General features: G+C 44.4%; 25 protein-coding genes. 6 read left to right on the top strand and 19 right to left on the bottom strand.

What is annotated here, in order from left to right:
- Position 1: 1 nt before the first annotated feature.
- The 9 genes from VV089_RS01230 to ispF form a co-directional block, all read right to left on the bottom strand.
- Positions 2 to 367, bottom strand: a complete 366-nt coding sequence (locus VV089_RS01230; protein ID WP_172541442.1) for an SFCGS family glycine-rich protein — start codon at positions 365 to 367, stop codon at positions 2 to 4.
- Between the two features lie 27 nt (positions 368 to 394).
- Positions 395 to 757, bottom strand: coding sequence for a hypothetical protein (locus tag VV089_RS01225; RefSeq protein ID WP_334334665.1), 363 nt, complete (start codon positions 755 to 757; stop codon positions 395 to 397).
- The gene (locus VV089_RS01220) at positions 732 to 1,859 is read right to left on the bottom strand and encodes an amidohydrolase/deacetylase family metallohydrolase (protein WP_334334663.1); all 1,128 of its coding nucleotides are present in this window, start codon (positions 1,857 to 1,859) and stop codon (positions 732 to 734) included. Before VV089_RS01220 ends, VV089_RS01225 begins: the two co-directional genes overlap by 26 nt.
- Positions 1,860 to 1,861: 2 nt before the next feature.
- Positions 1,862 to 3,769 carry a BglG family transcription antiterminator gene (locus VV089_RS01215; protein WP_334334661.1) on the bottom strand — a complete coding sequence of 636 codons (1,908 nt, stop codon included), beginning with the start codon at positions 3,767 to 3,769 and terminating at the stop codon, positions 1,862 to 1,864.
- Positions 3,770 to 3,798: 29 nt separating this feature from the next.
- Positions 3,799 to 4,683, bottom strand: coding sequence for an HAD family hydrolase (locus VV089_RS01210; RefSeq protein WP_334334659.1), 885 nt, complete (start codon positions 4,681 to 4,683; stop codon positions 3,799 to 3,801).
- Between the two features lie 232 nt (positions 4,684 to 4,915).
- Positions 4,916 to 5,167, bottom strand: a complete 252-nt coding sequence (locus VV089_RS01205; protein WP_172541447.1) for a hypothetical protein — start codon at positions 5,165 to 5,167, stop codon at positions 4,916 to 4,918.
- A gap of 109 nt (positions 5,168 to 5,276) precedes the next feature.
- Positions 5,277 to 6,116, bottom strand: coding sequence for a DegV family protein (locus tag VV089_RS01200; RefSeq protein WP_172541448.1), 840 nt, complete (start codon positions 6,114 to 6,116; stop codon positions 5,277 to 5,279).
- Positions 6,117 to 6,268: 152 nt separating this feature from the next.
- Positions 6,269 to 7,114 (bottom strand): GNAT family N-acetyltransferase, encoded by an 846-nt coding sequence (locus VV089_RS01195; RefSeq protein ID WP_334334656.1) that lies wholly within the window; start codon positions 7,112 to 7,114, stop codon positions 6,269 to 6,271.
- 267 nt (positions 7,115 to 7,381) lie between these two features.
- On the bottom strand, positions 7,382 to 7,918 hold the full coding sequence (gene ispF / locus VV089_RS01190) for a 2-C-methyl-D-erythritol 2,4-cyclodiphosphate synthase (RefSeq protein ID WP_334334654.1): 537 nt from the start codon (positions 7,916 to 7,918) through the stop codon (positions 7,382 to 7,384).
- Between the two features lie 146 nt (positions 7,919 to 8,064).
- On the opposite strand from ispF, the gene nudC reads away from it, so the two are divergent.
- From nudC to VV089_RS01170, 4 genes are all read left to right on the top strand, one after another.
- Positions 8,065 to 8,910, top strand: a complete 846-nt coding sequence (gene nudC, locus VV089_RS01185) for an NAD(+) diphosphatase (protein WP_334334653.1) — start codon at positions 8,065 to 8,067, stop codon at positions 8,908 to 8,910.
- Between the two features lie 51 nt (positions 8,911 to 8,961).
- Positions 8,962 to 9,696 carry an elongation factor P 5-aminopentanone reductase gene (ymfI, locus tag VV089_RS01180; RefSeq protein ID WP_334334651.1) on the top strand — a complete coding sequence of 245 codons (735 nt, stop codon included), beginning with the start codon at positions 8,962 to 8,964 and terminating at the stop codon, positions 9,694 to 9,696.
- A 72-nt stretch (positions 9,697 to 9,768) separates the two neighbouring features.
- Positions 9,769 to 10,143 carry a CidA/LrgA family protein gene (locus VV089_RS01175; protein WP_172541453.1) on the top strand — a complete coding sequence of 125 codons (375 nt, stop codon included), beginning with the start codon at positions 9,769 to 9,771 and terminating at the stop codon, positions 10,141 to 10,143.
- Positions 10,136 to 10,819, top strand: a complete 684-nt coding sequence (locus VV089_RS01170) for an LrgB family protein (RefSeq protein WP_172541454.1) — start codon at positions 10,136 to 10,138, stop codon at positions 10,817 to 10,819. The genes VV089_RS01175 and VV089_RS01170 overlap by 8 nt, the downstream gene beginning before the upstream one ends.
- Positions 10,820 to 10,844: 25 nt before the next feature.
- Here VV089_RS01170 and VV089_RS01165 read toward each other — a convergent pair whose 3' ends face one another.
- Positions 10,845 to 11,693, bottom strand: coding sequence for a DNA adenine methylase (locus VV089_RS01165; protein ID WP_334334648.1), 849 nt, complete (start codon positions 11,691 to 11,693; stop codon positions 10,845 to 10,847).
- Positions 11,694 to 12,039: 346 nt separating this feature from the next.
- Positions 12,040 to 13,449 (bottom strand): alanine/glycine:cation symporter family protein, encoded by a 1,410-nt coding sequence (locus VV089_RS01160; RefSeq protein WP_442891446.1) that lies wholly within the window; start codon positions 13,447 to 13,449, stop codon positions 12,040 to 12,042.
- 258 nt (positions 13,450 to 13,707) lie between these two features.
- On the opposite strand from VV089_RS01160, the gene VV089_RS01155 reads away from it, so the two are divergent.
- Positions 13,708 to 14,613: a LysR family transcriptional regulator gene (locus VV089_RS01155; protein ID WP_172541457.1), complete on the top strand. Its 906-nt coding sequence runs from the start codon at positions 13,708 to 13,710 to the stop codon at positions 14,611 to 14,613.
- Between the two features lie 47 nt (positions 14,614 to 14,660).
- On the opposite strand, the gene VV089_RS01150 is transcribed toward VV089_RS01155, so the two are convergent.
- The 7 genes from VV089_RS01150 to VV089_RS01120 all read right to left on the bottom strand — a co-directional run bounded on the left by VV089_RS01150 (position 14,661) and on the right by VV089_RS01120 (position 22,216).
- Positions 14,661 to 15,752: a HigA family addiction module antitoxin gene (locus VV089_RS01150; RefSeq protein WP_172541458.1), complete on the bottom strand. Its 1,092-nt coding sequence runs from the start codon at positions 15,750 to 15,752 to the stop codon at positions 14,661 to 14,663.
- On the bottom strand, positions 15,721 to 16,059 hold the full coding sequence (locus VV089_RS01145) for a hypothetical protein (RefSeq protein ID WP_334334646.1): 339 nt from the start codon (positions 16,057 to 16,059) through the stop codon (positions 15,721 to 15,723). Before VV089_RS01145 ends, VV089_RS01150 begins: the two co-directional genes overlap by 32 nt.
- 407 nt (positions 16,060 to 16,466) lie before the next feature.
- The gene (locus tag VV089_RS01140) at positions 16,467 to 18,161 is read right to left on the bottom strand and encodes a tetratricopeptide repeat protein (RefSeq protein ID WP_334334644.1); all 1,695 of its coding nucleotides are present in this window, start codon (positions 18,159 to 18,161) and stop codon (positions 16,467 to 16,469) included.
- Positions 18,162 to 18,163: 2 nt separating this feature from the next.
- A complete protein-coding gene (locus VV089_RS01135; RefSeq protein ID WP_334334642.1) occupies positions 18,164 to 19,459 on the bottom strand; it encodes a P-loop NTPase fold protein in 1,296 nt (431 codons plus the stop codon).
- Between the two features lie 167 nt (positions 19,460 to 19,626).
- On the bottom strand, positions 19,627 to 20,442 hold the full coding sequence (locus tag VV089_RS01130; RefSeq protein WP_334334640.1) for a hypothetical protein: 816 nt from the start codon (positions 20,440 to 20,442) through the stop codon (positions 19,627 to 19,629).
- Positions 20,443 to 20,523: 81 nt separating this feature from the next.
- Positions 20,524 to 21,054 carry a GNAT family N-acetyltransferase gene (locus VV089_RS01125; RefSeq protein ID WP_334334638.1) on the bottom strand — a complete coding sequence of 177 codons (531 nt, stop codon included), beginning with the start codon at positions 21,052 to 21,054 and terminating at the stop codon, positions 20,524 to 20,526.
- A gap of 7 nt (positions 21,055 to 21,061) precedes the next feature.
- Positions 21,062 to 22,216: a U32 family peptidase gene (locus VV089_RS01120; protein ID WP_334334636.1), complete on the bottom strand. Its 1,155-nt coding sequence runs from the start codon at positions 22,214 to 22,216 to the stop codon at positions 21,062 to 21,064.
- A 461-nt stretch (positions 22,217 to 22,677) separates the two neighbouring features.
- Between VV089_RS01120 and VV089_RS01115 the strand changes: the two genes are divergently transcribed.
- Positions 22,678 to 24,003, top strand: a complete 1,326-nt coding sequence (locus tag VV089_RS01115) for an IS1380 family transposase (RefSeq protein ID WP_334334634.1) — start codon at positions 22,678 to 22,680, stop codon at positions 24,001 to 24,003.
- 413 nt (positions 24,004 to 24,416) lie between these two features.
- On the opposite strand, the gene VV089_RS01110 is transcribed toward VV089_RS01115, so the two are convergent.
- Positions 24,417 to 24,815: an SH3 domain-containing protein gene (locus VV089_RS01110; protein ID WP_334334632.1), complete on the bottom strand. Its 399-nt coding sequence runs from the start codon at positions 24,813 to 24,815 to the stop codon at positions 24,417 to 24,419.
- Between the last annotated feature and the right edge of the window lie 445 nt (positions 24,816 to 25,260).

Genomic DNA, 25,260 nt, shown 5'->3' with positions numbered 1-25,260 from the left:
CCTACTCTTCTCCATGAACCTTACGGAAAGACTGCACCAAACGCTCTCCAAGCTCCTCTACATCCAGAAATCCCAGTCCAACAACGGTGCAGCCTTCTTCCACTGCCGTACAGGCTGCGTCCACGGAACGCAGAGAGGATTTTGCCTTGTAGCCGTACTTGTTGGAAGCCGTAAGCGCGCCCGCCCCGCCGCTTCCGCAGAAGCTGATTCCCAGATCTGCCTGGTTCTCATGCATGACATCCCCAAGCTTCATGTCTGCTGCCATTCCGGGAATCACAATTGCCTTTCCTCCTGCCTTTTCCACGCCTCTTGCGACTGCCTGGCCCTTTCCCATACGGTGTCCGATTACAACCAATACCTCTTTCATTTCTTCACTTCCTCCTTAAATTTTATATTAGCGGGCCGCCTCTGCGGCCATTGCCATCTCTGCATGTGTACCTACCAAAAATAATTCTGTCCGATCCTTCTCTATGCCTGCCTCCACAAATAAGGGGCCTGCAATGATATCCGCATATTCCCATGCCTTTTCGGAAATCTCGCTTAGCATTTCCTCTTCCATAGGATCTGTAAGCCTTCCCTCTAAAACCCGTTTAATCAGAGCCATTAAGTGATTGCTCAGCATCAGCTGCGCGTCCTCTCCAAAGGTAAGGGGCAGGTTCTCTGCCCGGCTCTTTGCTTCCAGGTACAATCTCTCTGCCTTTTCCCTCATATCCGGGGTAATCTCATTTGTCTCAAGGATTTTGTTCAAATATTTCACTTTGTTCACCTCTGCTGTAAATGGTTTTCTTTATTACCAGCTTTTCTGAAAGCTCAATGGTATCGCCTATGGAATCCTGAACCTGCTCCCTGCAGGGCGCCAGCTCCAACACATTCAAATCCGCCACATAGCCTGGCTTAATTTCGCCCAAATCCGCAAGCCCATAGTGCCGGGCCGGCGCGCAGGTGCATTTGTGGACAGCCTCCTCCAAAGGCTCGCCGCAGGCCGTCACCTTGCTCACCACTGCTGCAAGATTGTACACCGGCCCTTCATAATTCTCCACATGAAGATCCGTAGAAATCAAATCCGTGTCAAAGCCCTTCGCCAGCGCCTTTTCAAATACCCTCAGGCTAAAGCTTGCCACGCCATGGCCCACATCAAAGAGCACGCCACGCTCTCTGGCCTCCACAGCCTCCGGGATAATCTCTCCCGTATCCGTCAGAATTCCGCCCTTTTTCCCATGATAGACATGTGTCACAATGTCCTTCTTGTCAAGGAGCTTCAGCACCTCTGTCAGCGCCGGCGGATAGTTGCCCACATGAACCATCAGCGGCTTTCCTATCTCCTTAGCGATCCTTGCCGCCTCTTCAATGGGCTTTAACCCCATCTCTCCCACCACGCTTGCGCTGGCCCTGGCCTTTAAGCCCACAATCTCATCCGGGTACTTCTTTACCATGGCCTTTAAAGCCGCCTCGTCAAGCTTCTCCATGGAATCAAGCTCATGCCCTCTAAGCAGCCCTTCCTTCGATACATTCAGCAGGGTAAATACCTTTGTCCGGCTTTTCTTGATATAATTCTCCCGAAAATCCTCGTAGGTATCCGCCCCTGAGCTTCCTGCATCGAGAATTGCAGTGGCCCCTCTCTCAATCCCAAGCACATCCGGCGAAAGCCCCAGAAAGGCCTTGGGGTAGCAGTGTGTGTGGATGTCGATGAATCCCGGCGTCACCAGGCATCCGGCCGCATCCACAGCCTCGCCCTCCCAGACAATTTCATCCTCCACCGCTGCAATCCGGCCGTTTCTCACCAGAATATCCTTTCTGGTACGACGGTAGCCGTTTGCCGGAGACACCAGCAGCCCGTTTTTGATAACAAGTTCTTTCATCGCTATACCTCCTCTGTGATATATAAAAAGAACGCAACCCGTTCTGATATGGAAATACGAACGCGCAGGGTCTTTTCTACCAAATCAAAAAACTTCTCCATCAGCGCAAATATATCGGGATCTTTTTTTCGGATTCTCTGATACTCCCTCTCAAAATCCTCGCTGGCCTCCTCCTGGCTGCTCTCTTCAAACCACCGGGGAACGGCCATGCTCATGTGAATCACCATTCCCAGCATGGCGTCTCTGCTCATGCGGTATTTGGGCGGAAACTTGGAGGTGTATTCCAGCAGGGTTAAAATCAGCCTGCTTAAAATGGATGCCGCCTCCACCAGGCCGCCCTCTTCTGTAACGGGCTTTTCCCTTAAAAGGAAGGGATCCTCTTTTGCCCCGAAGGAAGCCTCGTTCCGCTGGCTCATGGGGATCTCATCCACCAGGTTGCCGTACTTGAGAAAATCCCGGATGCGCTTGATATCCTCCTCCGACAGAATCCGGGATATCTTAATTACGGGAACCAGCTTGTTCTCCAAGGGTATGGTAGAAATGACAAAGTCTACATCTTTCAAATCGCTTACCTTGGAAAGCTGCCAGGGTGAGATCTGTCCCGCCACATTCAGCATGGGAAATACATTCTTGATTCTCAGGGTGAGAAGGTGGGATAAGCCCTTTCCTGTGGCACAGACAACCAGCACATTTTTCCCTGTCCGCTCGGTCTGAAGGCTGTTCTTGTAGAGATACACAGCCAGATAGCAGATCTCAAGCTCTTGATACGGGAGGTTCATTTCTCTTTGAATGATCTCCCCGCAATCCCGGGCCAGCTGATAATAAGAGTAGTAATGCTCCCTTACCTCCTCCAGCACATAGGGGTTCTCCTCCTCCGCCCGTCCTTGGGCGCTCAAATTCAGAAAGTTCCGCAGATGCTCAAACAAATCCTGGTACAAAGCTTCCAGATGAAAGCTGTCCTTCCCTCTTTTTTCCTCAATATAGGAAAGAACCTTATGTATGGTTCCTGTCAGCCGCGCTTCCTCCACAAAGCCTTTCTGGATATAGATTCCATTTTCCTGCAGGATCTGCGTAAAGGCTTCCAGCTCTCCCTGGGAGGTTCCTTTTCCCGGATCGGACAGCTCTTCCAGAAGCATATCGGCATAACTGCCCCCGTTTTCTCCTGCCGCCGTCTCTCCCACTACGCAGCCCATTCTAAGGCGCAGGCGTCTGACCATGCAGTAACAGAGAAGATTCAGATAAGAAGCATTGGAGATCCACACATTGTATCTGCTGTTGAGCCTGCGGATGCTCTGGCTCAGCTCCTCAATATCCCGAAGCATAAGCTTGCCCTTAAGCTCCGGCGGAAGGAGCATAAACCAGTCCTCCGCCGTATAGCTTCCCTTAAACCGGGCCGCAAGAATCCGTACCGCCAGGCGGCGCAGCGCCATCTCGTCTCCCTCCAGACGGTATCCGGAGGCTTTTCGAACCTTTAAGGAAACGGTATGGCCAAACCATTCCTCCATTTTCCCCAATATGCGTGAAAGTGTAGAACGGGAAATATAGTAAGCCGCCGCCAGCTTTTCCGCAGTGATATAATCCTTTTGTACAAATAGATAGAGATACAGTCTCTCGAACCGCTCCTCCCCGCTGCTGTCTCCCAGCCCCATCCGGGATGTAATCTCACACTGCACCAAAAGCTTGGAGGCTTTCGTTTTCTGTGCAGCCGGGATATAATACCCCTGCTTTGTCAGATAGCAGATCTCAATTTTGTGGCGGACGCACACTTCCTTGAGTTCTCCCAGATCATAGCGTATGGTGCGATCCTGCTTTTCAAATTTGTCTTTAAAGAAATCCAGATCTAAGGGGACGCTGGCTGTAATCAGAGCTTTCAGCATTTCAGCCTGCCTTGCCTTTAGTACTTCCTTCATGGTCAGCCTCCTTACCTCATTTTCTCCTTTTATAGCAGCCTGTATCTTTTTAAAGCTTTTAAAAGACCCTCTTCCCCATTTCCTTCCGTTATCTCTGCCGCATGTTCCTTTACATAAGCGGCCGCATTTCCCATGGCGATGCTGTGTGTCACCTGGTGGAACATATCGATGTCATTCTCTCCGTCCCCAAACACCAGAACCTCGTCCCGTCCAATTCCTTCTTCCTCCATCAGCCTCTTAAGCGTCCGGCCCTTGGTGATTCCTCTCGGCGCAGTCTCTATCTGTCTGGGACAGGTACGCACAATCTCATAGTCTTTTGGAAAATGCTCTTTAAGTTTAGCGTAAATCTCCTCAATCCGCTCCGGCGTATCAGCGCAATTGATCTTATTTAACCGCCCTGGAAACTCGTCTACAGAGGACACCTCAATCAAATTCGGATAATTGTGGGAAAAATCATCTTTGGCAATCCAGGACCAGGCGTCTGCAGCAAGGGGATGGCTTTGGGGATATCCCCGTTCTTCTCTTTCCCGGATCTTATACTCCCTCTGCCACTCTGGAATCCAATAGTAAAGGGTATCATCCCGGTAGCCTTCTACTTCCGTATCCTGTTCCTTTAAGAAGGATGCTAGACGCCTCACATCCCTTTCCTCAAGCTGGGCGAAAACAGTCCGTTCCCCTGTTCCGAGACGGTTCACTGCCAGGCCGTTGACCTCTATCAAAATCCCCTGGTACTGCTCCATCTGAAGCTCTCTCACATAGGGCATTAAGCGCACAAAGCTCCGGCCGCTGGCCAAAACCAGGCGGATTCCTTTTTTCTGACAAGCAGTCAGATATTGAACCGTAGCTTCCGAAATCCGATCCTGCTCATTTAACAGGGTTCCATCCATGTCTGTTACTATCCACCTTATTGCCATTTTGGATATCCCCCTTTCTTGTTCTCGATCATAGCATACACATCCTTTCTTTTATGATTAACCTTTTGCAGCTTCATAAGGTTATTTTGCAATTTTGATACCTTCTCCTTCCGCCATGGAAGCAATCGAAAAAGGAGTTGCCGGAAAGCAAGGTATCAGAAAAATCTGATGCCTTATTTTCCGACAGCTCCCTGCCGCTTATGCCTTTATCTTAAATTTTTTCAGCCGAAGGCTACTCTGCCGCCTCTGTCTCTGTTCCCATGGAAGAGAGATACGAATCCAGCGCAGAAGCGTCCATCTCAATTGTGGAGGTATCCGGCCTTGTCGCCATATCATAGACGGAATATCCAATCCAGCATACCAGAGCCAGCGCAATCACCCCGGCGCAGACTTTCGTAACGGCCTGCTTCTTCTTCTCCTTTGCCAGCAGCTCCTTCCGATTCGCTTTCTCCTCTTTATAGCGGTTTACTTTTTCCTGACTCATCTTGTGAAATCCTCTCTTTACTTCTCTCTTTTCCTCTGCGGCGCACTCTGCCGCTCTGCCTTAGAGTATAACACATAATTATGAAAAAAGCATGAAAATTTTTTAAAAGCTAGACGACTACAATAATTCCCCCGTCGCTGGCATAGAGGCTGCTCACTCCGGCCGTATCCAGAATCAGCACCTCCTTCACCGGCACATGCTTCAAGAGCTCTTCTTTCACCAGCTTCGCCCTCTCCGGGCAGTTACAGTGGGAGATCGCCAGCAGCTTCTCCGCCGGATTCTTCAGATCCTTTGTAATATACTCCACCATCTTTTTAAGAGCCCGGTTGATTCCCCGTGCCTGGTCTAGCTGGCAGATGGTGCCTATAGGGGTGGCTCCCATGACAGGCTTAATGTTCAGCGCATTGGCCACAAAGGCCTTCAGGTTGCTGAGGCGCCCGTTTTTGCGCAGAGCCTCCAGGGATTCCAGAACAAAGTACGTATTCTGGCCTGCAATATAGCTGTCCACGGTCTCTATCACCTGCTCAAAGGCCATTCCGGCCTTCTCGCATTCTTCGATCTTCATGGCAATGAGCGTCTGCCCGATAGATGCAGAACAGGAATTGAACACATGAATGTTCTTCTGTCCCTTTTCCTCCAGGTAAAGCTTCTTCCCAAGCTCCGCACTGTTGTAGGAGCCGCTCAGCTCCGCAGAAAGAGTTACCGCATATACGTTGTCCGCCTCACAGGTATATGCCTCCAGGTAACGCTCCGGCGAAGGGCAGGAGGACTTGGGACAGTTGGGACTCTCTGAAACCCGGCGCAGAAAATCCTTCTGGTCAAAGGTCTCGTCGTCCACCACATGATGCCCGTCTATATCCAACACCAGCGGCACGCGCTCAAAGTGCTCATCCTTCTTATAGCTCTCCGGCAGTTCACCGCAGCTGTCAACAATGATTTTGTAACTCATAGCTTGCCTCCTACTTGCTCTTTCCACTATTAAATGTGGTTTTTAATACTACATATGATGGTAGCACACCCTCACATGTTTTTCAAGTAGTTTTTGATACTATGAGATACTTTATACCTATACTGTCTCGGCGCAGCCTGTCTGAACTGATTTTATACTGTTTCGTTGATATAAATTCCCTCCAGTACACGAATGGCAGACAGTTTCTTCTGTACCTCAGCCCTTTTTTCTTCCGGGCAGGCCTCTAAAAGCTCCTCCGGGCCTGTCATGCCGCAGAGAAAGCTTCCCAGATCCGCAATGGAAACCGTAAGCTCCGGCTCTTCTGTGACTGGAAGCAGCCGGCTGCCCTCTGTGGTGAATTGCCAGCGGAAGGTTCCTTGATTCTCCGCCAGGATGGGATCTGTAACGGCAAGCAGCAGATCCTGTTCGTTTTCTGCTCCAATCTGTGATACAAAGGAAGGCAGATGCACCAGGCGCATCATCATGGGGGTGGCTTCCCATTCCGGCCAGCTGATATGTCTTTTATGGTAGTCTTCATTTTTTTCTATATAAAGATCGTATGTTTCCGACAGCAGCTTTTCTTCCAGGGATGCCAGTCCCTCCTCATATTCATTTCCCATAAGGCGGAAATCAAAGGGCAGGTAAATGGCTTCGTCCGCAGGCATCAGAAATGCAAACGGCTGCTTTTCCCTCTCCATATCCTGGAGCGCCCTGGTGAGAAGGCGGCGCATCAGCCCTTGATGGCGGTAGGAGCGTCTTGTCGCCACTGCTACCAGATAATCGGCCCGGAGGCTCTTATCCCGGAAACGGAAGGTATAGGGATTCCGGTGCAGCATGGCAACAATGCTTTCCTCATCCATGACCGCAAGAATCTCGTTGTCCGCAGCCTTAATCTTGTAATAGGCGTCCACAAATGCCTTTTCGTCCTCTACAAATACTTCCTCATAAAGAACCCGGGAGTTTTCCTTTTCCTCCTGGGAAAGATAACGTATTTCCATGCTTTGTCCTTTCTATTCCAGTTCCGCAATATCCACAAAGTACACCTTTATCCAGAAGTATTTCCGGCCACAAAAACATGTGTCCGTAAATCCTTCTGTGCACTTTGTGGATATTGCTGTTTCCAGTTCCGCAATATCCACAAAGTACACCTTTATCCAGAAGTATTTCCGGCCACAAAAACATGTGTCCGTAAATCCTTCTGTGCACTTTGTGGATATTGCTGTTTCCAGTTCCGCAATATCCATAAAGTGCACCTTTACCCACCTCTATCTATTGCATCCCTGGCAGCCTTCGCAGCTGCTCTGCATTACATCTTCATATGCATAGTTGGCTATGGGAATCAGTGCGCAGACAGCCTGGGCGGAAATGCCTTCGCCGGTCCCCGTAAAGCCCAGTCCCTCCTCTGTGGTTGCCTTAATGTTGATCTGATCCACGGAAATCTTCAATGCCTCCGCCGCATTCTTCCGCATGGCCGGAATGTGGGGCGCCATCTTCGGACGCTGTGCAATAATGGTGGCATCAATATTGCCGATAACATAGTCGGCCTTCTCCAGAAGCGCGCCTACCTGCTCCAAAAGACGGATGCTGGAGATGCCCTTGTACGCCGGATCAGTGTCCGGAAAATGCTGTCCGATATCCCCAAGGGCCGCCGCCCCCAGAAGTGCATCCATAATGGCATGAAGCAGAACATCTGCATCTGAATGCCCCAAAAGCCCCTTCTCATAGGGTATCTCCACGCCTCCCAGTATGAGAGCGCGTCCCTCTGTCAGTTTGTGTACATCATAGCCCATTCCTACACGCATAGTATGTTTCTCCTTTTTTTCAGATAGGATCAGTATATCACAAAGTCCTCTATTCTACTATATTTGACTTTCCCATCTTTACCAAAAAAGAAAATTCGTGTATACTGTGCTTGGACGAATGTAATGCAGAAAGAAGGAATCTACGAATGATACAGGATATTGCACCCCACGTTTACCACAACGAATACCAGCCTGTGCCTCCCACGGAGGACAGCCTGCTCCTTTATTTTGAAGGGGATCAGGTTCTGGCCAGATGCGGGGAGGAAGCTTTAAGCTTTCCAAGGTTTTGGGAGCTTAAGGAAGGAAACCGGGAGCTTTCTCCCAATCTTCTTTACCTGTTCTCCATTGATAAATGCACCTTTTATCTGTCCAGGCTGCGGCCGGACTTTCCGCCTGGGCAGTTTGGAATGAAAAGCGTCCGTATCTTCCGGGACGCCTGTCCCGGATGGATGTCCTTTGCAGGTATTACCGCCCATCAGCTCTATCACTGGTATGAGGCCCACCGTTTCTGTGGTCACTGCGGCAGACCCCTCCTTCACTCGGAACAGGAACGGATGCTCCACTGTCCGGACTGCGGCATTATGGAATATCCGAAGATTTCTCCGGCTGTGATTGTGGGAATCGTTCACAATGACCGGATTCTTATGTCAAAGTATGCCGGCCGCGGCGCCACGCATTATGCCTTGATTGCAGGCTTTGCCGAGATTGGGGAGACGATTGAAGAGACCGTCCGCCGGGAGGTCTATGAGGAGGTAGGGCTTCGTGTAAAGAACCTGCGCTATTACAAAAGCCAGCCCTGGTCTTTCTCGGACTCTCTGCTGTTTGGATTTTTTGCAGAGCTTGAGGGGGAGGATGAGACGATCACCCTGGATACGCAGGAGCTTGCCGCTGCCGGATGGTTTACCCGTAAGGAGGCTCCTGCGCAGCCCTTGAATATCAGCCTTACCAGCGAAATGATCTGGAAATTTAAAAATGGAGAAGTTGTATTTTAACCATCCATAAGGAAAGAATCTTTTTCTTATTTCAACCGAAGGGAGATTCCAATGAAATGCCGTACCGCACTTATCACCGGAGCCGCCCGGGGAATCGGGGCCGCTATCGCTGAAAAATTTGCATCCGAAGGATGGAATCTGGCGCTCACCTGCATCCGCTCCCGGGAGCGCTTAGAAACGCTGGCCCAAAAGCTTCATACCTCCTACGGGGTTACCTGCCTCACCTTTTTGGGGGATATGGGAGATGAAACAGCTGTCAGGAACTGCTTTAAAGAGATCGAGGAACGCTTCGCCGGCGTCGATGTTCTGGTGAATAATGCCGGTATCTCCAAGACCGGGCTTTTTACCGAGCTTTCCCTGGAAGAATGGGAGCGTGTCATGCGTACCAACTCCACCTCTGCTTTTCTATGCACCCGGCAGGCCCTGCCCTATATGCTGAAACAGAAATCCGGCTCGGTTATCAATATTTCTTCCGTGTGGGGCTGCGTGGGCGCTTCCTGCGAGGCTGCCTATTCCGCTTCTAAGGGCGCTGTCAATGGGCTGACTATGGCCCTTGCCAAGGAGCTGGCTCCAAGCCGCATTGCTGTGAACGCCATCGCCTGCGGCGCTATCGACACAGATATGAACGCCTGCTTTTCAGAGGAGGAGCGCACCTGCATTGCAGAGGAAATTCCGGCCGGACGCTTTGGAAGACCTAAGGAGGCGGCGGAACTGGCATATGCGCTTGCCTGCCAGACACCTTACCTCACCGGACAGATTATACGGCTGGACGGCGGATGGATTTGAATTAGGAATATTAGGAAACTGTTTTAGATCGGGTGCCCTATATGAATATTACGGAACAGGAATGAAAACATTATGAAAATCATAAAACAATTTGGAATTATATTTACAATCTGCTGGCTTGGAACAGTGATGGAACACCTGCTTCCCTTTGCCTTTCCTGCCAGTGTCATCGCTATGCTTCTGCTGCTCCTCTGCCTGCTCAGCGGCGTGCTGAAAGCAGAGCATATTCAGGAAAAGTCTGATTTCCTGCTGGCAAATATGGCCTTTTTCTTTATTCCGGCAGGAGTAAATGTCATCAACTACCTGGATATTCTAAGAGCAAGCTGGCTGCCTCTCCTGGTTATCTGCCTGGTGACTATGGTAATCACCTTTGCCGCTACTGCGCTCAGTATCCGGCTCACGGTACAATTGCTCCATAAGAAGGAAGGAGGGCGTAAGCATGAATGAATTGTGGGCTTCTCCTTTCTTCGGAATCGCTGTGAGCATCCTGGCCTTCTGGATTGGCGTTAAGCTGCAGGAACGGCTGAAGTCCGTCCTCTGCAATCCCCTTTTGATTGCTATTGTGCTGATTGCAGGGCTTTTGTCTGTCTTTAAAATTCCTTATGAAAGCTACAATGCAGGCGGCGCCATTATCAATATGTTCCTTGCTCCGGCAACGGCCTGCCTGGCAGTTTCTATTTACAGCAAGATTCAGATTTTGAAGGAAAACTGGCTGCCGATTGTGGTTGGCTGTACGGTGGGATCTGTCACTTCCATGGGAAGCGTCTACCTGCTCTGCCGTCTGTTCCGCCTGGACAAGGCCATGACTGCCTCCTTAATTCCCAAGTCCATCACCACGCCCATTGCGGTAGAGGTAAGCGCCGCTCACGGAGGAATTGTTCCCGTGACAGTGATTGCCGTTATCTTTACCGGAATTCTGGGCAGCATCTTTGCGCCTCTTTTGATACGGATATTCCAGGTAAAAGATCCGGTGGCGGCAGGGCTGTCCATCGGGGCCTGCAGCCATGCGGTGGGCACCTCAAGGGCTGTCCAGCTTGGAGAGACTCAAGGCGCTATGAGCGGCCTGGCGATTGGAATCTGCGGAATTATTACAGTGATTGTTTCTATGGTTTTTATGTATTGATGGGATACCCACAGGGTATACCTTTCTATTCTTCCCCGGAAATAATTTCTCCGTAATTCCGGATAATCACTTCCTTCCCCACCCGTTTCCTGGGATCGGAATTGATCGCCCGGCGCACGTCCACCTCTTCCTGAAGATAATCCTGGTACAGCTCCTGAATCAACTCCGTATTGTGGTTGGTCAGCATACAGTAACAGCCCCTCTCGGACAGCTCCCGAAAGACCTTTGCCAGGCGTCTGTGCTCCTCCTCTGTAAAGCCTTCCTTTGTATAGGAATCAAAGGAAGCTGGATTCAAGGGCGCATAGGGACTGTCAAAATAGATAAAATCCCCTTTCTTGGCTGTCTCCAGAGACGCTTCAAAGTCTTGACAGGTGATAGTCACAGATTTCAGATAATAGGAAATGTTCTTAATATTCTCCACATCCACGGAACGTACCTGTTCCTTCTGATTCCAGGGCACATTGAACTGACCCTTCCGGTTCACCCGGTAGAGTCCGTTAAAGCAGTGCTTATTCAGATAAATAAATAAGGCCGCCATTTCCGTGTCGTAATCCTTTGTTTTCAGTTTATCGTTGTAGCGCCCGCGCATTTCATAATAGAATTCCTTGGTGCAGGTCACCTGATCCATAGAGCTTAAGAGCACGGACAAAGGGCCCACATGATCCCGAATCTCCGTGTATGTATGAATCAGTTCCCGGTTGATATCATTGATAAAGGCCCAGGAAGGCTTCTGGTGGAACAGCAGCGCTCCGCCTCCCACAAAAGGCTCATAATAATCTGTGTATTCCTTTGGCATCCGAACGCTTAGATGCTCCAAAAGCTGCCGTTTTCCACCGGCCCATTTTACAAAGGGCGCTGTGTTTGTATCACTCATTTTTATAATTCTCCTATTCCAGTCGCTGTGCGACAGCACTAAAGGGTAAAGCTGCTAAGTCCTGTGTCTGTAATTGGGCTCAACAATAGTATAAGCAAAAATGAATCATTTAGCAAGGTCTTCCCCTAACGTAAAAAAGCCCATGCCAACCGACATCAAGGCCCTGAATAAAAACAGAACCAGTGTGCCGGGCGTCAAAGGGGCAATGGTAATACTCAAAATCAGCACAATTGCCGTAATCTGTCACAAGCCAGTTCCATATCACGGTTGATAAGATACGGAGAACTTACCACTTCATTCCAAATCTGCTGCTTGGATGATCCTATATTTCTAATTTTCCAGATTCTCATACCTTCTGATTCGATTTTCGTCTTTCCTCGTAATCCTTCAAAGAATCCAGTGCATGGTGTGCCATAGGGAACAGGGCTATCATGTTAAACACGGTCATCAGCCCCACGCCCACATCGCCCAGATCCCACACAAAGGTGTAGGCTGCCAGTCCTCCGATGAAAAGCATAATCAAAGCGAGAACCTTGTACAAGGTCTGGGACAGCCAGTTATCGCCAAATAAGTACGACACGTTGGGCCTTGCATAAAATAGAATTCCGATAAAGGTGGAAAAGCTGAACAGCCACAAAATCACAGCTATAAAAATCACGCCGAATTCTCCCAGGTGATAGCCCATGGCCTTCTGCAGCAAATCCATGCCTCCAAGCCCCTCTGTCAGGCCCGTGGGAGTCAGCAGCATAATCATAGCGGAGCAGGTACAGATTACAAGGGTATCGATAAATACGCCCAGAGCCTGCAAAAGTCCTTCCTTAGCCGGATGGCTGATATCCGCCGCCGCTGCCGCGCAGGGCGCAGAACCGGAGCCTGCCTCGTTGGAGAAGAGCCCTCTCTTGGCGCCGTTCATCAGCACGGCCCCGAAGCCTCCCGCCACTGCCTGGCGCAGTCCAAAGGCTTCTTCAAAGATCTGACCGAAAACCGTGGGAAGCAGGGATGCATTTTTTATCATAATAAACAGGGTGAACAGAAAGTACAGGGCTGCCATTATCGGCACGACCACATCCAGTACCTTGACGGTCGCATATTTGCGCAGGACGATTACTGCCGACACTGCCACCAGCACAATGGTTGTGTAGAGGGGCGGTATCTGAAATGCATTGTAAAAGGCCGAGGACACGGAGTTGCCGATAACCTGGCTGATTCCGCACCAGCAGATTAGGCCGGAAAGGGCAAACAAAACGGCTGTGACGGATTTGCGGCGGGCACTTCCCGGCTTTACAAAGAGGTGATGGATATAATAAGCCGGGCCGCCCCGGTAACCGCCGTAGAGAGGATCTTTTTCCTTATAAAGCTGTGCCAGTGCAGCCTCGATAAAGGCTGTGGAGGCTCCCAGAAGGGCTGTCACCCACATCCAGAATACGGCGCCCGCTCCGCCTAAGGAGATAGCCGCCACAACACCTACCAGATTCCCCATACCGACACGGGTGGCTGTGGATACAATCAGGGCCTGGACGCCGGAGATGGCTCCTTCTTTGGATTTGCTGCGCTTTTCCGCCGTGATCCGCAGCATTTCCGGAAACAGGCGGAAGGGAAGGAACCGGGTTCGGATGGTGAAATAGATGCCGGATGGGATGAGGATGAGTACCAACAGGGAAATTCCCAGAGAGCTTCCGCCGGGCAGAGGGATGGTAAACAGGTCGCCCCAGAGACAATGGTAAACGGCTTGAAAAATGGTTTGAAAAATAGACATGATGTTCTTCCTTTTGTAAAATGTGCTTAAAAATAGTTTGATAGAAACTTGTAATTCTTTTATATTTAGTATATAGTATAAGGGAACATCTGTAAAATTGATAAATACGATATTTAGCATCTATATATTCGATTTCAATTTTGGGCAATGAGGGACAGAGACGGCCAGGTTTTGTGCACCGGCGAGGCTCTTTTGTTCTTTTGACATGCTTTCCTGGTTTGTGGAATTGATGTACTCTCTGCGAATGGAGGTTTGACTATGGATTTGAAAAATCTGACTACATTTATTCATGTGGCGGAATTGAATAGTTTTTCGAAGGCGGCGCTGGCCCTTGGGTATTCGCAGTCTACGGTTTCTTTTCAGATACGGCAGCTGGAAACAGAGCTGAATGCCCAGCTTTTTGAGCGGATTCATCATACGGTTGCTCTTACGGAAAAGGGACGGGAGGTTTTGAATTATGCCCATCGGATCCGCAGAATGACTATGGAGCTTACAGAGACTATGGAAGGTCAGCAGGATCTGAAAGGACATATTCGGCTGGCTATGGCGGATTCTCTCTGTGATTCCCTCTTTGACAGCAGTTTTCCTGATTTTTGCAGGCAGCACCCGGGGCTTACTCTGAAGATCATTGCAGCCGGAACAGGGGAAATGTTCCGGCTGATGAATCACAATGAAGCGGATGCTATTTTAACTCTGGATAGTCATATTTATGACAGGGAGTATGTGATTTTCCGGGAGGAAACGGTGAAAATGCATTTTATTGCCTCTGCCTTTTCACCTTTGGCCAAGCGTCCTTCTCTCTCTGTGGCGGAACTGCTTTCCTGGCCTTTTCTTCTGACGGAAAAGGGAATGAGCTATCGGAGGCTTCTGGATGAGGGCCTGGCGGAACGTTCTCTGGAGGTAACGCCTGTTCTGGAGATGGGGAGCGCAAGGCTTATCTGTTCTCTTATCGGCGAGGGGGCCGGTATTTCTTTTCTGCCGGATTATGTGACAGAGCAGGATGTGCAGGCCGGCGCAATTGTCCGGCTGAATGTGAGGGATTTTGAAGTGGAGATCTGGAAACAGCTTCTTTATCATCGGGATAAGTGGGTTTCGCCCCAATTGGAGGCGGTGCTTGAGTATTGTGCGAAGAGGGAGTTTCTCCTTAAAACATCACTCTCTTAACTCTATATCGTGTTCTATCTCTTATTATTACAATATATTGTGTTTTTCTAATCTGCCCATTTATATCGCAATTTATAATTAGAATATGCACTATAGTCCAAATACTTTTCTTTTTGCAACCTGCCAATTACAATATATGGCATCACATTCTGTGTTCTAGCATATTTGCAAATTGTTTCAATCGAAAAATCTCCCTTCTCAATAAACTTATCATAACTCGCAGGAGATAAAAGCATATTACTAGCAAAGAGATCTGCTGCCATTTCTTTAACATTATCACTACCATCATCTATAAATTTCAAAGTTTTTCCTATATCTCCATTAACAATATGTCCTATTTCGTGAAACAGAGAAAACCAAAAAATATCTGCAAAGGAACCTCTTATAGTTAAAACCATCTGATATATCCCATCGCTTTTTTGGGAAATATATCCTTGCACAGGCGCCCCTCTAAAATTCCTTGCAACTGAAAAATCTATTCCATATTTCCCCATAATACTTTTTATATCTTTCTGAATTTTTGCATCTTTCTGACACATAATGCATTTCATCTCATTTATTAGTTCAGTAGTATAGTTCTTATCAAATTTTGTTGATATAATTTTATTATTTTCAGCAATTTGGCACAAACGAATCCACGCCCCAAGCACATAGGGATTTACTGCTCTATTTGCAGCCATTCGAAAAACTCCACAAGGAATCATTTCCTTTAAATTTGCTATATTACTGATTTGTAAAGCTTTTCGTAAAGAAAGAATGGAATCGTCTTTCTTTTCTCGAATAGGCATCATTCCTTTTTGTCTTAAATATTTTACAACATCTTTCAGTTCCTCTCTTGCTATTCTCTCTTCCTCAGTTATTGTTTGTTCCTCATTCGCCTCCAAAAGTTCTGCTTCATAGTTTGCCTGAAGGTTTAACCAAAATGACTTTGGCACCCCTAGGGCATATTCTAATCCCATTGCAAAATTCGCAGATATCCCTTTTTTTCCCGCAATCACATTACATACATAAGCTTGGGAAACACCAGTTCTCGATGCCAATTCTGCCTGAGTGATCCCACGGTTCTCTAATACGTCAGCCACTGTTTCTCCTGGATGAATTATCAAATCACGGGATATACCAATTTTCTTTGCTTCCATGGTAGTCACTTACTCCTTCCACTTCAATTTCTGTACAAACCATAATTGTTTCTTGTGTTGCATTTGGCTCAATAATCAACCTAGCATTTGGTGCCACATGCAGTGAATATCGAATTTGTTCATAGCCCTCAAGTTGTTCTGGCCTTCCTAATCCCAACTTCAAAAAATCACCAAAGCAATCCGCTGCCTTTAGCCTATCCATATGCTTTTTTACTGTTTTCACCCACTCAAAAGGCAGCTTTTTTTGCATTCTATTATAATCCTCAAAGTATTTTTTTACTTTGTTATTAGTATATGTTATTTTCAATAATATATCACCTTCCAAATTAACCTTTTGGTTAATTTATTATGGCACTTTTTCCCCTTCTTGTCAAGAGAACATTCTTCAACACCTTTAGCATAACTTCACCCCCATACGCATCTCTGTTATCTGCACTATCACCTCCTGCTTTTCCCAAGATACTTCATGTCCTTTGCAAATCAGATAATTTTGCATAGCATCCGCTGTTCTGCTTTTATTAACTGCCTTGCCGACACAAAAAAGATCCTGCCAAATTGATATTCCTCAATTCAGTAAGACCTTTTACTGATTTTAGGCCTCTATCTACCTAATAACCATCGGCACACTTTGAATAATCGCTTTTTTTACCAGTGTTATCAAATAGAACCTTTAGCCCTTAAAAATCCCTTATTTCTGCTTGTTCCAGCATTTCTTTATTTATTCAAATTCATTAAAAAGCTACGCGTTTGAATTGTATTTGGATGATTTGTTCCCAATATTTTTTCCTGTATTGACAACGCCTTCCTGCCCAGTTCTTCTGCTTCTGTCAGTTTTCCCTGATTTTTATATAAAACAGCCAAATTACCATAATTAACAGCTATACTTGGATGTCGTTCGCCTAATGTCTCTTCCAGTATTGCCAAAGACTTCTTATAGAATTCTTCTGCCTCTTTTTCCATCCTCTGCTGCATATATAAACCAGCCAGATTATTATAGCTCCATGCCGTATCCGGATGATGCTCTCCTAATACCTTTTCTCTTATCAACAATGACTTTTTATATAATTCTTCCGATTTTTTTTTCTTTCCCAGTTTACTGTAAAGCAAAGCCAGATTATTATAACAGGTTGCAGTATAAGGATGATTTTCTCCCAAATTTTCTTCATTTATAGCTAAAGCCTTTTTATAGAATTCCTCTGCTTCTTTATATTTTCTTTGTATCTCATACAAATTGGCCAAATTGCTATAACTCACTGCTGTTTCCGAACAATTTTCACCCAATATTTTTTCATCTATCAGAAGCGATTTATTATACAGTTCCTCTGCTTCTTTGTATCTTCCCTGTTCCATATACAAACCGGCTAAATTATTGTATCTTACTGCAATTTCAGAATGATCTTCCCCCAATATTTTCTTATCGATGATAAGAGATTTTTTGTACAATTCCTCAGCCTCGTAATATCTTCCCTGCTTTTCATACAAACTAGCCAGATTATTATAGCTTGCTGAAGTATAAGGATGATTCTCGCCTAATATTTTTTCTTCTATTGCTAATGCCTTTTTATATAGCTGCTCGGAAGCTTTATATTTCCCCTGCTCCTTATATAAACCAGCCAAAATATCATAATTCATTGCAATTTTAGGGTGATTTTTTTCTAATATTTTTTCTGCTGCAGACAGAGCTTCTTCATAAAGCCCTGCTGCTTCTGCCCACTTTCCCTGCAAGTGATATATATGTGCTAATGCACTACAGACTTCTGCCGTTTCAATATGAGCAGCGCCTAACAATTTCTCCCGAACCTCCTTCGCCCTTAATAAAAGGCTTTCACTTATGTCATACCGCCCCCTGCTCATCTCTTCTTCTGCCCGTTCCATAAAGGAGTACGTCTCTTGAAGCTGCTGTTTTGCTTCCTTAGGCTCGCCTGTCTGTTCCAATAAGGGAATGTTTCCCTTAAAAGGCAGATCTACATCCTGAACTTTTCTTTCAAATTCATACTCATAGAATATAACACGAAGCTTTACAAAGGAATAGAAATCATAAGCACTCACTGCAAGCTGATCATCCCCATAAGGAGTTGTAACAAACACAAGGTTCTTCCCCAGACCTGCCAGCATATCTCTGCTGAAGTTCAAACGCTTGAAATCTTCCTCCTCCTGCAGAGCAAACTGAAAATTCATAATCAGAAATGTCGAGCTCTCTGGCACAGAGGCTATCCATTTACTCAAATTCTGAAAAGAATACGCTCCTGGGTGCTGTTTGTAATCATAGATTGCAACCGGCCCAGATTGATATATTCTAACTATTTCATCCTGAATACTCTTAGGCGCAGCAGCCAGATACAATCCCTGCTCTGACTTATTGATAATCCACCCTAAGGTCTGATACCCCTCTTGATTACTCTCTGACATCCTCACAACCCCTGTTCCTTTAAGAACCGTATTACCAGAGGATGAACATTATGCCACCGCTTGCCGTTGTACTCAAGTACGACCGAGGCCTGCAGCATCCGCAAAAGCATTTCCTTATCCTCTATCAATTCCTTATTTCCACTGTAAATGTTCCGCAGGAAATCATAATCCTTTTTCTCAATCCTCCTTGTGAGAGAGGTCTTAAGCTCCTCAAGGGCGCGCCGGGCATCTTCCATGGCTATCACTTCACTGCTTCTGCGCTCCGCTCTCTTAGCTGCTGCATTGATAGCATGAAACAGATCTCTTAAAGAGCCTCCTGTATATAGAATCAGCTCTTCCAGCACCTTGTCCTCAAACAGCTTTAGATCCGTACGCTTTTCTACAATCTCCCGTATCACTGCAATTCCATCCTCAAAGGGCTGTCCTTCAATGGTTTCTATCTTAATCATAGGCAGTGTCTTTGTTATAAAATAACTCTCCATAGCTGAAAATCTAGCGTCATAGGAAAGCCCAATGGGAAAGGTATAAATAACCGGAAACGACATTCCCGAAAGAACGGCCGCATAGTGATAAAAAACCTTCCAGGCATCCTCGGGATTTAACTTATCCAGATCCTCAAAAATAATAATAGGACGCTTCCCTCCAAGTTTCGCAGCTATCATCTCCGATACACGGCTCAGCATTTCAATCCATTCACTGGAACGGATACTGATTTTATTCCGGTATTCCTTCCGCGTCTCCTCATTAAACTTCAAATCCGTTTTCATCTTTGCAAACAGTTTTAAAACCTTTGCAAGAATTCCTGGTGTCTCTGCAGTTATACCTGTTTCCAGGGAAGCTGCCGTTATCTCCTGGGAGGTAGTAATCTCTTCACCTTCTATCCAGAAATGCTCAATCTCTTCCAGGAGTACCCTATCCATCCTGCAGCCGGATTCATCTGCCAGTTCTAACAGTGCCTCACCCATTAAAATAAAAAGATCGGAATACACGATGTTAAACAGATCCAAGTCCATACTGCAGGTAATGGTTTTCACCTGATACCCTTTCTTCTTTAGCTCCTCGGACATCCGATTCAGCTCTGTGCTTTTCCCACAACCCCTATGCCCAAGAAGCAGACAAGCATTCTGCTCTCTAGGATCCTGGCAGATATCAAAAATGTCCTCCATAGGTGAGCTATACTTATCACTCATACGGTATTCCATGGTATTCTTACAATAAAAATCCTCCATCTGCTCTATTTTTAAAGGTTCCGGAGAAAACGCATTTATTATTTCGGATACCCGATCGGCATACTTCATTTGGCTGCTCCTTTCATTATGATACGCTGCTCTCTAAAACAGCCCAGTATAATCTGCTTTGTCAACACACCTTTATTATATAGTATGTCATGTTTAATGGCAAAACAAATTTGCATACAAAAACCTCCAAATGCAGCCCATGCCAGTCTCTGCAGGAATTACAACTCCTAAATCAATTTAATACTCTCCAAAAAAGCCTCCTTAAGCTCTCCCTCCACCTCATTGTCATAATTCCCAAAATACATTTTCCCATTTTCTAAGAACAACACGCCCACATAAAAATGCGGATTCTGCTTTATATACTCCTCAGAGCTTCCGGGAACTCTGTACACACCCAGAAAATGCTCCCTTAGGAAATCCGACATATCAACAGTTCCGGCCAGCAGCAGATAAACAACATTGTCTCTCCGGAAATCTTCTTGGCGAAGCTCTGTATTCTCATAGGCTTCTAAAACCGTCTTCACATACTGCTTATCCAGGGAAGCTCGCTGAAGTTCAAATTCATCATCCACTCCTCTTTGCTTCAACTCTTTAAGGCTGTAATGCTTTTCCTTACATTCCCAAAGTATAAATTCATCATACTGCTCCACAATCTGGTTGATTGCTCCGCTTCTTTCAAGTTCCGATGCTTTTGCAACGTACTCATCTGTTTCCATCCGCACCTTTAAATAATTGTATTCCGGATCATTTTCATCGCCAATCAGTTCTGGCAATGCTTCCATTTCCTTGAGAAACCATCTTTTTGCAGCAAACAGATCGGAAAAATCCTTATGAATAAAATCTAATACATCCGTATCATTCTCCCTTGAAAAGGTGAATAAATCGGAGCGTACATAAACCTCATCTTGATAAACAAATGGTCCATAAAACGTTTCCGTCAGATATTCCGCACTATTCCTGGAAACACTATAATATACATCAATAAGAGGAATTGCAGCAAGGACTGCTAATACTGTAAGTAAAGACTTAAGACGCTTTTTCATATTCATCCCCCATATTATCCTGGCACTGATTGTTGTAACTGCTTAATCAGCGCCAATCGCTATTACTGATTTCATCATTGTTTAAAGCATTAAGTCAATCCAGTATCTATTTTTCATTTTGCCGTCATAAACTACCGCATTTTCATATTTCCCACCATTTTTTATAATAATTTTAATACTTGGTATATTATCACTACTGCATGTCAGCAATACTTTTTGGAATTTATTTTCTCGCTTACATATCTCTAATGCTTCCCACAAAATAGAACAGCCATATCCTTGATTTCTCTTAGACGGCCGGACACTGTATCCTATATGTCCGCCACAATATAACAATGCATCATTCAGATAATTCCTGATGTCTACAATACCCACTAACTCTTTAATTTGATTGTAAGCTAAATATACTGTCGATGGAACATAACCATCTATAAAAAAATCACTTTTTCTTCGTTTTTCAAGAGTATTTATCCATAAGGCAATTCCTTTTGCATCTTGCAATCCAGCCGATCCATCTATAACAAATTCTTTATTGTCAGAGAATTCTTTCATAAACTGTTTTATCTCATATTCTTGAGCGTAATCTGGCAAACAAAAATAAATCTTTCTCATTCAAAAATTACCTTTCAAAATTGATATCTAAACTATCATCTTCCCATTTTCTTAACATATTAAGATATTTATTTGTATTTTTTTCATCATACTGTATAACCTTATCTGACCAAAACTGACAGTAACTACACTTACTACATCCTTTTTCACAACTAACTTTTAGCGATTCAAATGCATTGATAAAGCCATCCAAAGCCTTATTATCAACATAAATGCCTAAACGCCAAAAATTACTATCATCTTTACCTAATAGTTGAAATTCTTTAATATTTTTAGGAAAGTAATTTTGCATTAAATACATTAAATTACCGTTAAATTTACCCCTCATATATGCTTCAGCTACTTCAAGATTATATTCTAAAGTTTTATCTCTTCCATCTAGCTTAAAAAAAGAAATCCCATTCTTTTCATACACTTGCAAATCTTCTGGACGAATCCAAGGCGATCTTATATATTCAACAGGATTTTCCAATCTTCTTCTCTGGCAGCGACTCGCTGTATGTGACAAAAATTTTCCGTGTATCGCAAATCCTTTTTCTAGATCATTATCCCTTACAGATGATAAATTCATATGATAAAATATATCACTACACTTATACAAACACGGAGTTGTTGCAAGTAATTTTATTTCTATTGGCAATTCTACCATCTGACGTAATAAACTAAAATTTCTATTAACGTCTTTTGCCGGAACTATACAATCTACCCCTAAATCAACAAAATCCTGTGCTTTTTGTACAGACTCTATTTCAGCACATATTGATGCTACTATTCGTAATTCTGGAAAATACTTCTTTACTAATCTTATTAAAAATGGGGTTGTTATAGTAATGCTACTAATTCCTGCATCTACCAATTTCTCTATAAATCGTATAATTTCAGTCTTTCCAACGATAGTGTACTCTTTGCCATCAGAAACTGTTGAATTCATAATATAAGCAAATCCAAGTCCTTTTTTCCTTGTATTTTTAATAAATTGAAATAATTCTTCCGTATCCAAATTTGGCAATGTTAATGCTGGTCTTATTGTTCCTACTGGAGCTTTTGGAATTGAACCATAAATTTCTGTTATGTAACGATTATTAGTGGAGTTCTTATTCAACTGTTCAATTTTTTCTAATTGGATTTCATTAAACATTGCCGGTATAGATAGTTTTATCATCTTTGATTCCCTTTCTTTTCATATTGAATATGCTTTTCGCCATTTACTAATTATGTACCAAAGAAGTATATACATCGGTATAACAGCAACAAAGAAAATTAATAAGTTTGAATCCTTTATTGTTTTTGAAATGATTCCTAAAATTATTATAGAAAATATACTAACTAATGAATTCGTAATAGATAAACTGCTAGATACTGTATTTTCATCAATTCTTTTAACAAACTGTGCCTCACATATACTTTCTACTAAAATAGATGCACTTTGCAAAATAGCAAATAAAATAATATATATAACTTAGATTATTCACGGCACAGCCGTGAAAGTGTCTGAAAGCCACATAGTTGCTGTATTTTAACTGAATATTGCTTTTCACCTGTCAAGTGAATGAAAAAAGAGCATCCACTTGTGATAAAATTAAGGTGTCTAATCTCAAATAATACCAACAAAAGGAGCCCTTTATGAGTATTGTAAACACCTTACCATTAGAAAGCAATAGACAGATTAAAATAAATTTTGATGGAGGAGATTTATCCTCCGATGCAGGCTTGCTTCTCATCAAAGAATTCGTAAGCAAACTTGGGATTGATAAGCTATTAGGCAAAGCTTTCAAGACCAATGATTCTGCATTATTCAGATATCATACGGATCAGGAAAACTTGCTCCTGATGATCTATATGATCATTGCCGGTTATTTTGAAGATGATAATTCCGATGAACTGACAAACGATCCCGTATTCAAATTCATACTTGAAAAAGATGCCCTTGCATCACAGCCTACTGTTTCCAGATTCTTTAACCGTATGGATGAAGATACCTTAAACCAGTTTCTTGCGATTGGCAGAATACTTCGGAATAAAATTTACAGTATTCAGATGCCGCAGGCTGTTATTCTGGATCTGGATTCCACTCTTCTTGATGCATACGGCAAACAGGAAGGCTGCGCCTTTAATTTTCATTATCAAAGCAATGGTTATCATCCACTTGTTTGTTATGATGGAATGACCGGAGATCTAATAAAAATCCAACTTCGTGACGGAACACAGTATTCCTGCACCGGAGTGGTTGACTTCCTGCAGCCGATACTTGATGAATACCTGGATGATTATCCGGAAATCCGTATTCTGCTTCGGGGTGACAGCGGTTTTGCTGCGCCTGACCTTTACAAGCAGTGTGAGGAAAATGGCACAAGCTATGTGATTCGGCTGAAAGAGAATGGCATTCTCCGTGAAAAAGCATCTCATTTTGTGGATGGGCTTGATGAGATCACCAGGAATAATAAAGTTGATTATGCGGTAGTTTATGGTGAATTCACGTACAAAGCAGGTTCATGGCCTTATGAAAGGCGCGTGGTATGCAAAGTTGAAAAACCGGAAAACCAGATGGTTTACATGTACACATTTATTGTCACAAACATGGATTCTTCCCCAGAGTATCTCATCAAATTTTACTGCAAGAGAGGGCTGATGGAAAACTTCATCAAAGAAAGCAAATCCGGTTTTGATTTCGCGTCCGTAAGCAGTCATACCAGAATGGTAAATGCCAACAGACTTCAGATACACGCTCTTGCGTATAACATATTTAATTGGTTTAGACGATTGGCGTTATCAGCAAATATGCGAAAGCAACGTATTGATACTGTCCGTTTAAAACTGCTGAAGATTTCTGTAAAAGTAATTCATTCAGCAAGATATATCATATTCAAGCTGTGTAGCAGCTGCCCTTATAAGAATGAATTCACTGAGACACTTTCAAATATCGGTAAGCTGAATGTACAGCTGGAATAGCAACTATTAACGAACCTTGACAGCTTAACAACTGCTCTGAACTCTGTCACGGGGATTTTATGCCCTTTTGACGGGTTAATTGAGTGATGTTATGGTTGCAAGGATCAATTTTCAGATTCATGGTACAGTTATCAGTTCAAATACTGTTCCGTGAATAATTCAGGCTAAACTATCATTTTCTCTGCATATTGAAATATTTATTCGTATATTTTTATCAGAATCTCTGCCAGAGGACATACAAAACAAAGTGATATGCTTAATGTCCTTAAATCTTTCTAAATAATTGCAATGTCTTCAAAAAGCAGCTGATATCCAGAACTTTAATACAAAAAAGGAGCTGCTCAACTATTACAACAGCCCCATCTTTCATATTTAGCTTCATCTAATTTTCTTTAAATACTATAATCAACACATTAATCAATATATTCTTCCCAAACATATTTGTCAGACACATAACCCCAACGCCCAGTCTTTACACGTTGAACTTTCATCCATCCAGGAGCCACATAAGCCTGGCTGACAATTAGTGGTTCGCCATAATACATCAGTTCCAGCACAGGAGCAGAAGTTGAAGGTTCTGAACGCAATCTTACTCCATCCCCTAGAACCATCCCATTTACATACCTGCCTGCTATATCAGGTTCAACTTCAATTTCGCTTTCTGGTATTAAAATAGACTCTTCAATCGTTGTAAATTCTTGTCTTTCTTCATCTACAGGTGCAGTATCTGGTTCTTTTGCAAAAATTGAACCTGTGAACAGAGTGCACAGTGCACTAATTAATAATACATTTTTAAATAATTTTTTTACCATTGTTTTTATCTCCTTGTAAATAAATTTTTAATTCTAAGCATGTATCCAATATTATATTTTTATCAAACACCTTATAATTTTCCACAGAATATCTACCTCGGCTTTATATAATATCCGATTATAGCTATTTGAAAATAATATTATAATCCTCTCCCTATTTAGTCAAGTCTTTTTCCTTATTTTTCAAGGATTTTTTAGTTATATATCTCAGATGAATGAGCCAAGATAATGGACATTTCTTTGTATCTGGTACGAAAATAGAGGTGTTGGGTATACAAAGTAGAACGTCTTCCGTTTCCGCTCTACATGGCCTTGTGTATGCCCCTCCTTCTACGGCAGCGTACCTCCCGTGTCTACCAGGATCACCAGCATCTCTGCCGGGTCCTAACTTCCTTCGTCCCGCCTGTCCATAACCAGGGTGTCAGCTTAGCTCCTTTACAGGGTC

Source organism: Candidatus Merdisoma sp. JLR.KK011 (assembly GCF_036941125.1).
In the GTDB taxonomy this organism is placed as follows: domain Bacteria; phylum Bacillota; class Clostridia; order Lachnospirales; family Lachnospiraceae; genus Laedolimicola.
This window is presented reverse-complemented; position numbering and strand designations above follow the sequence as displayed.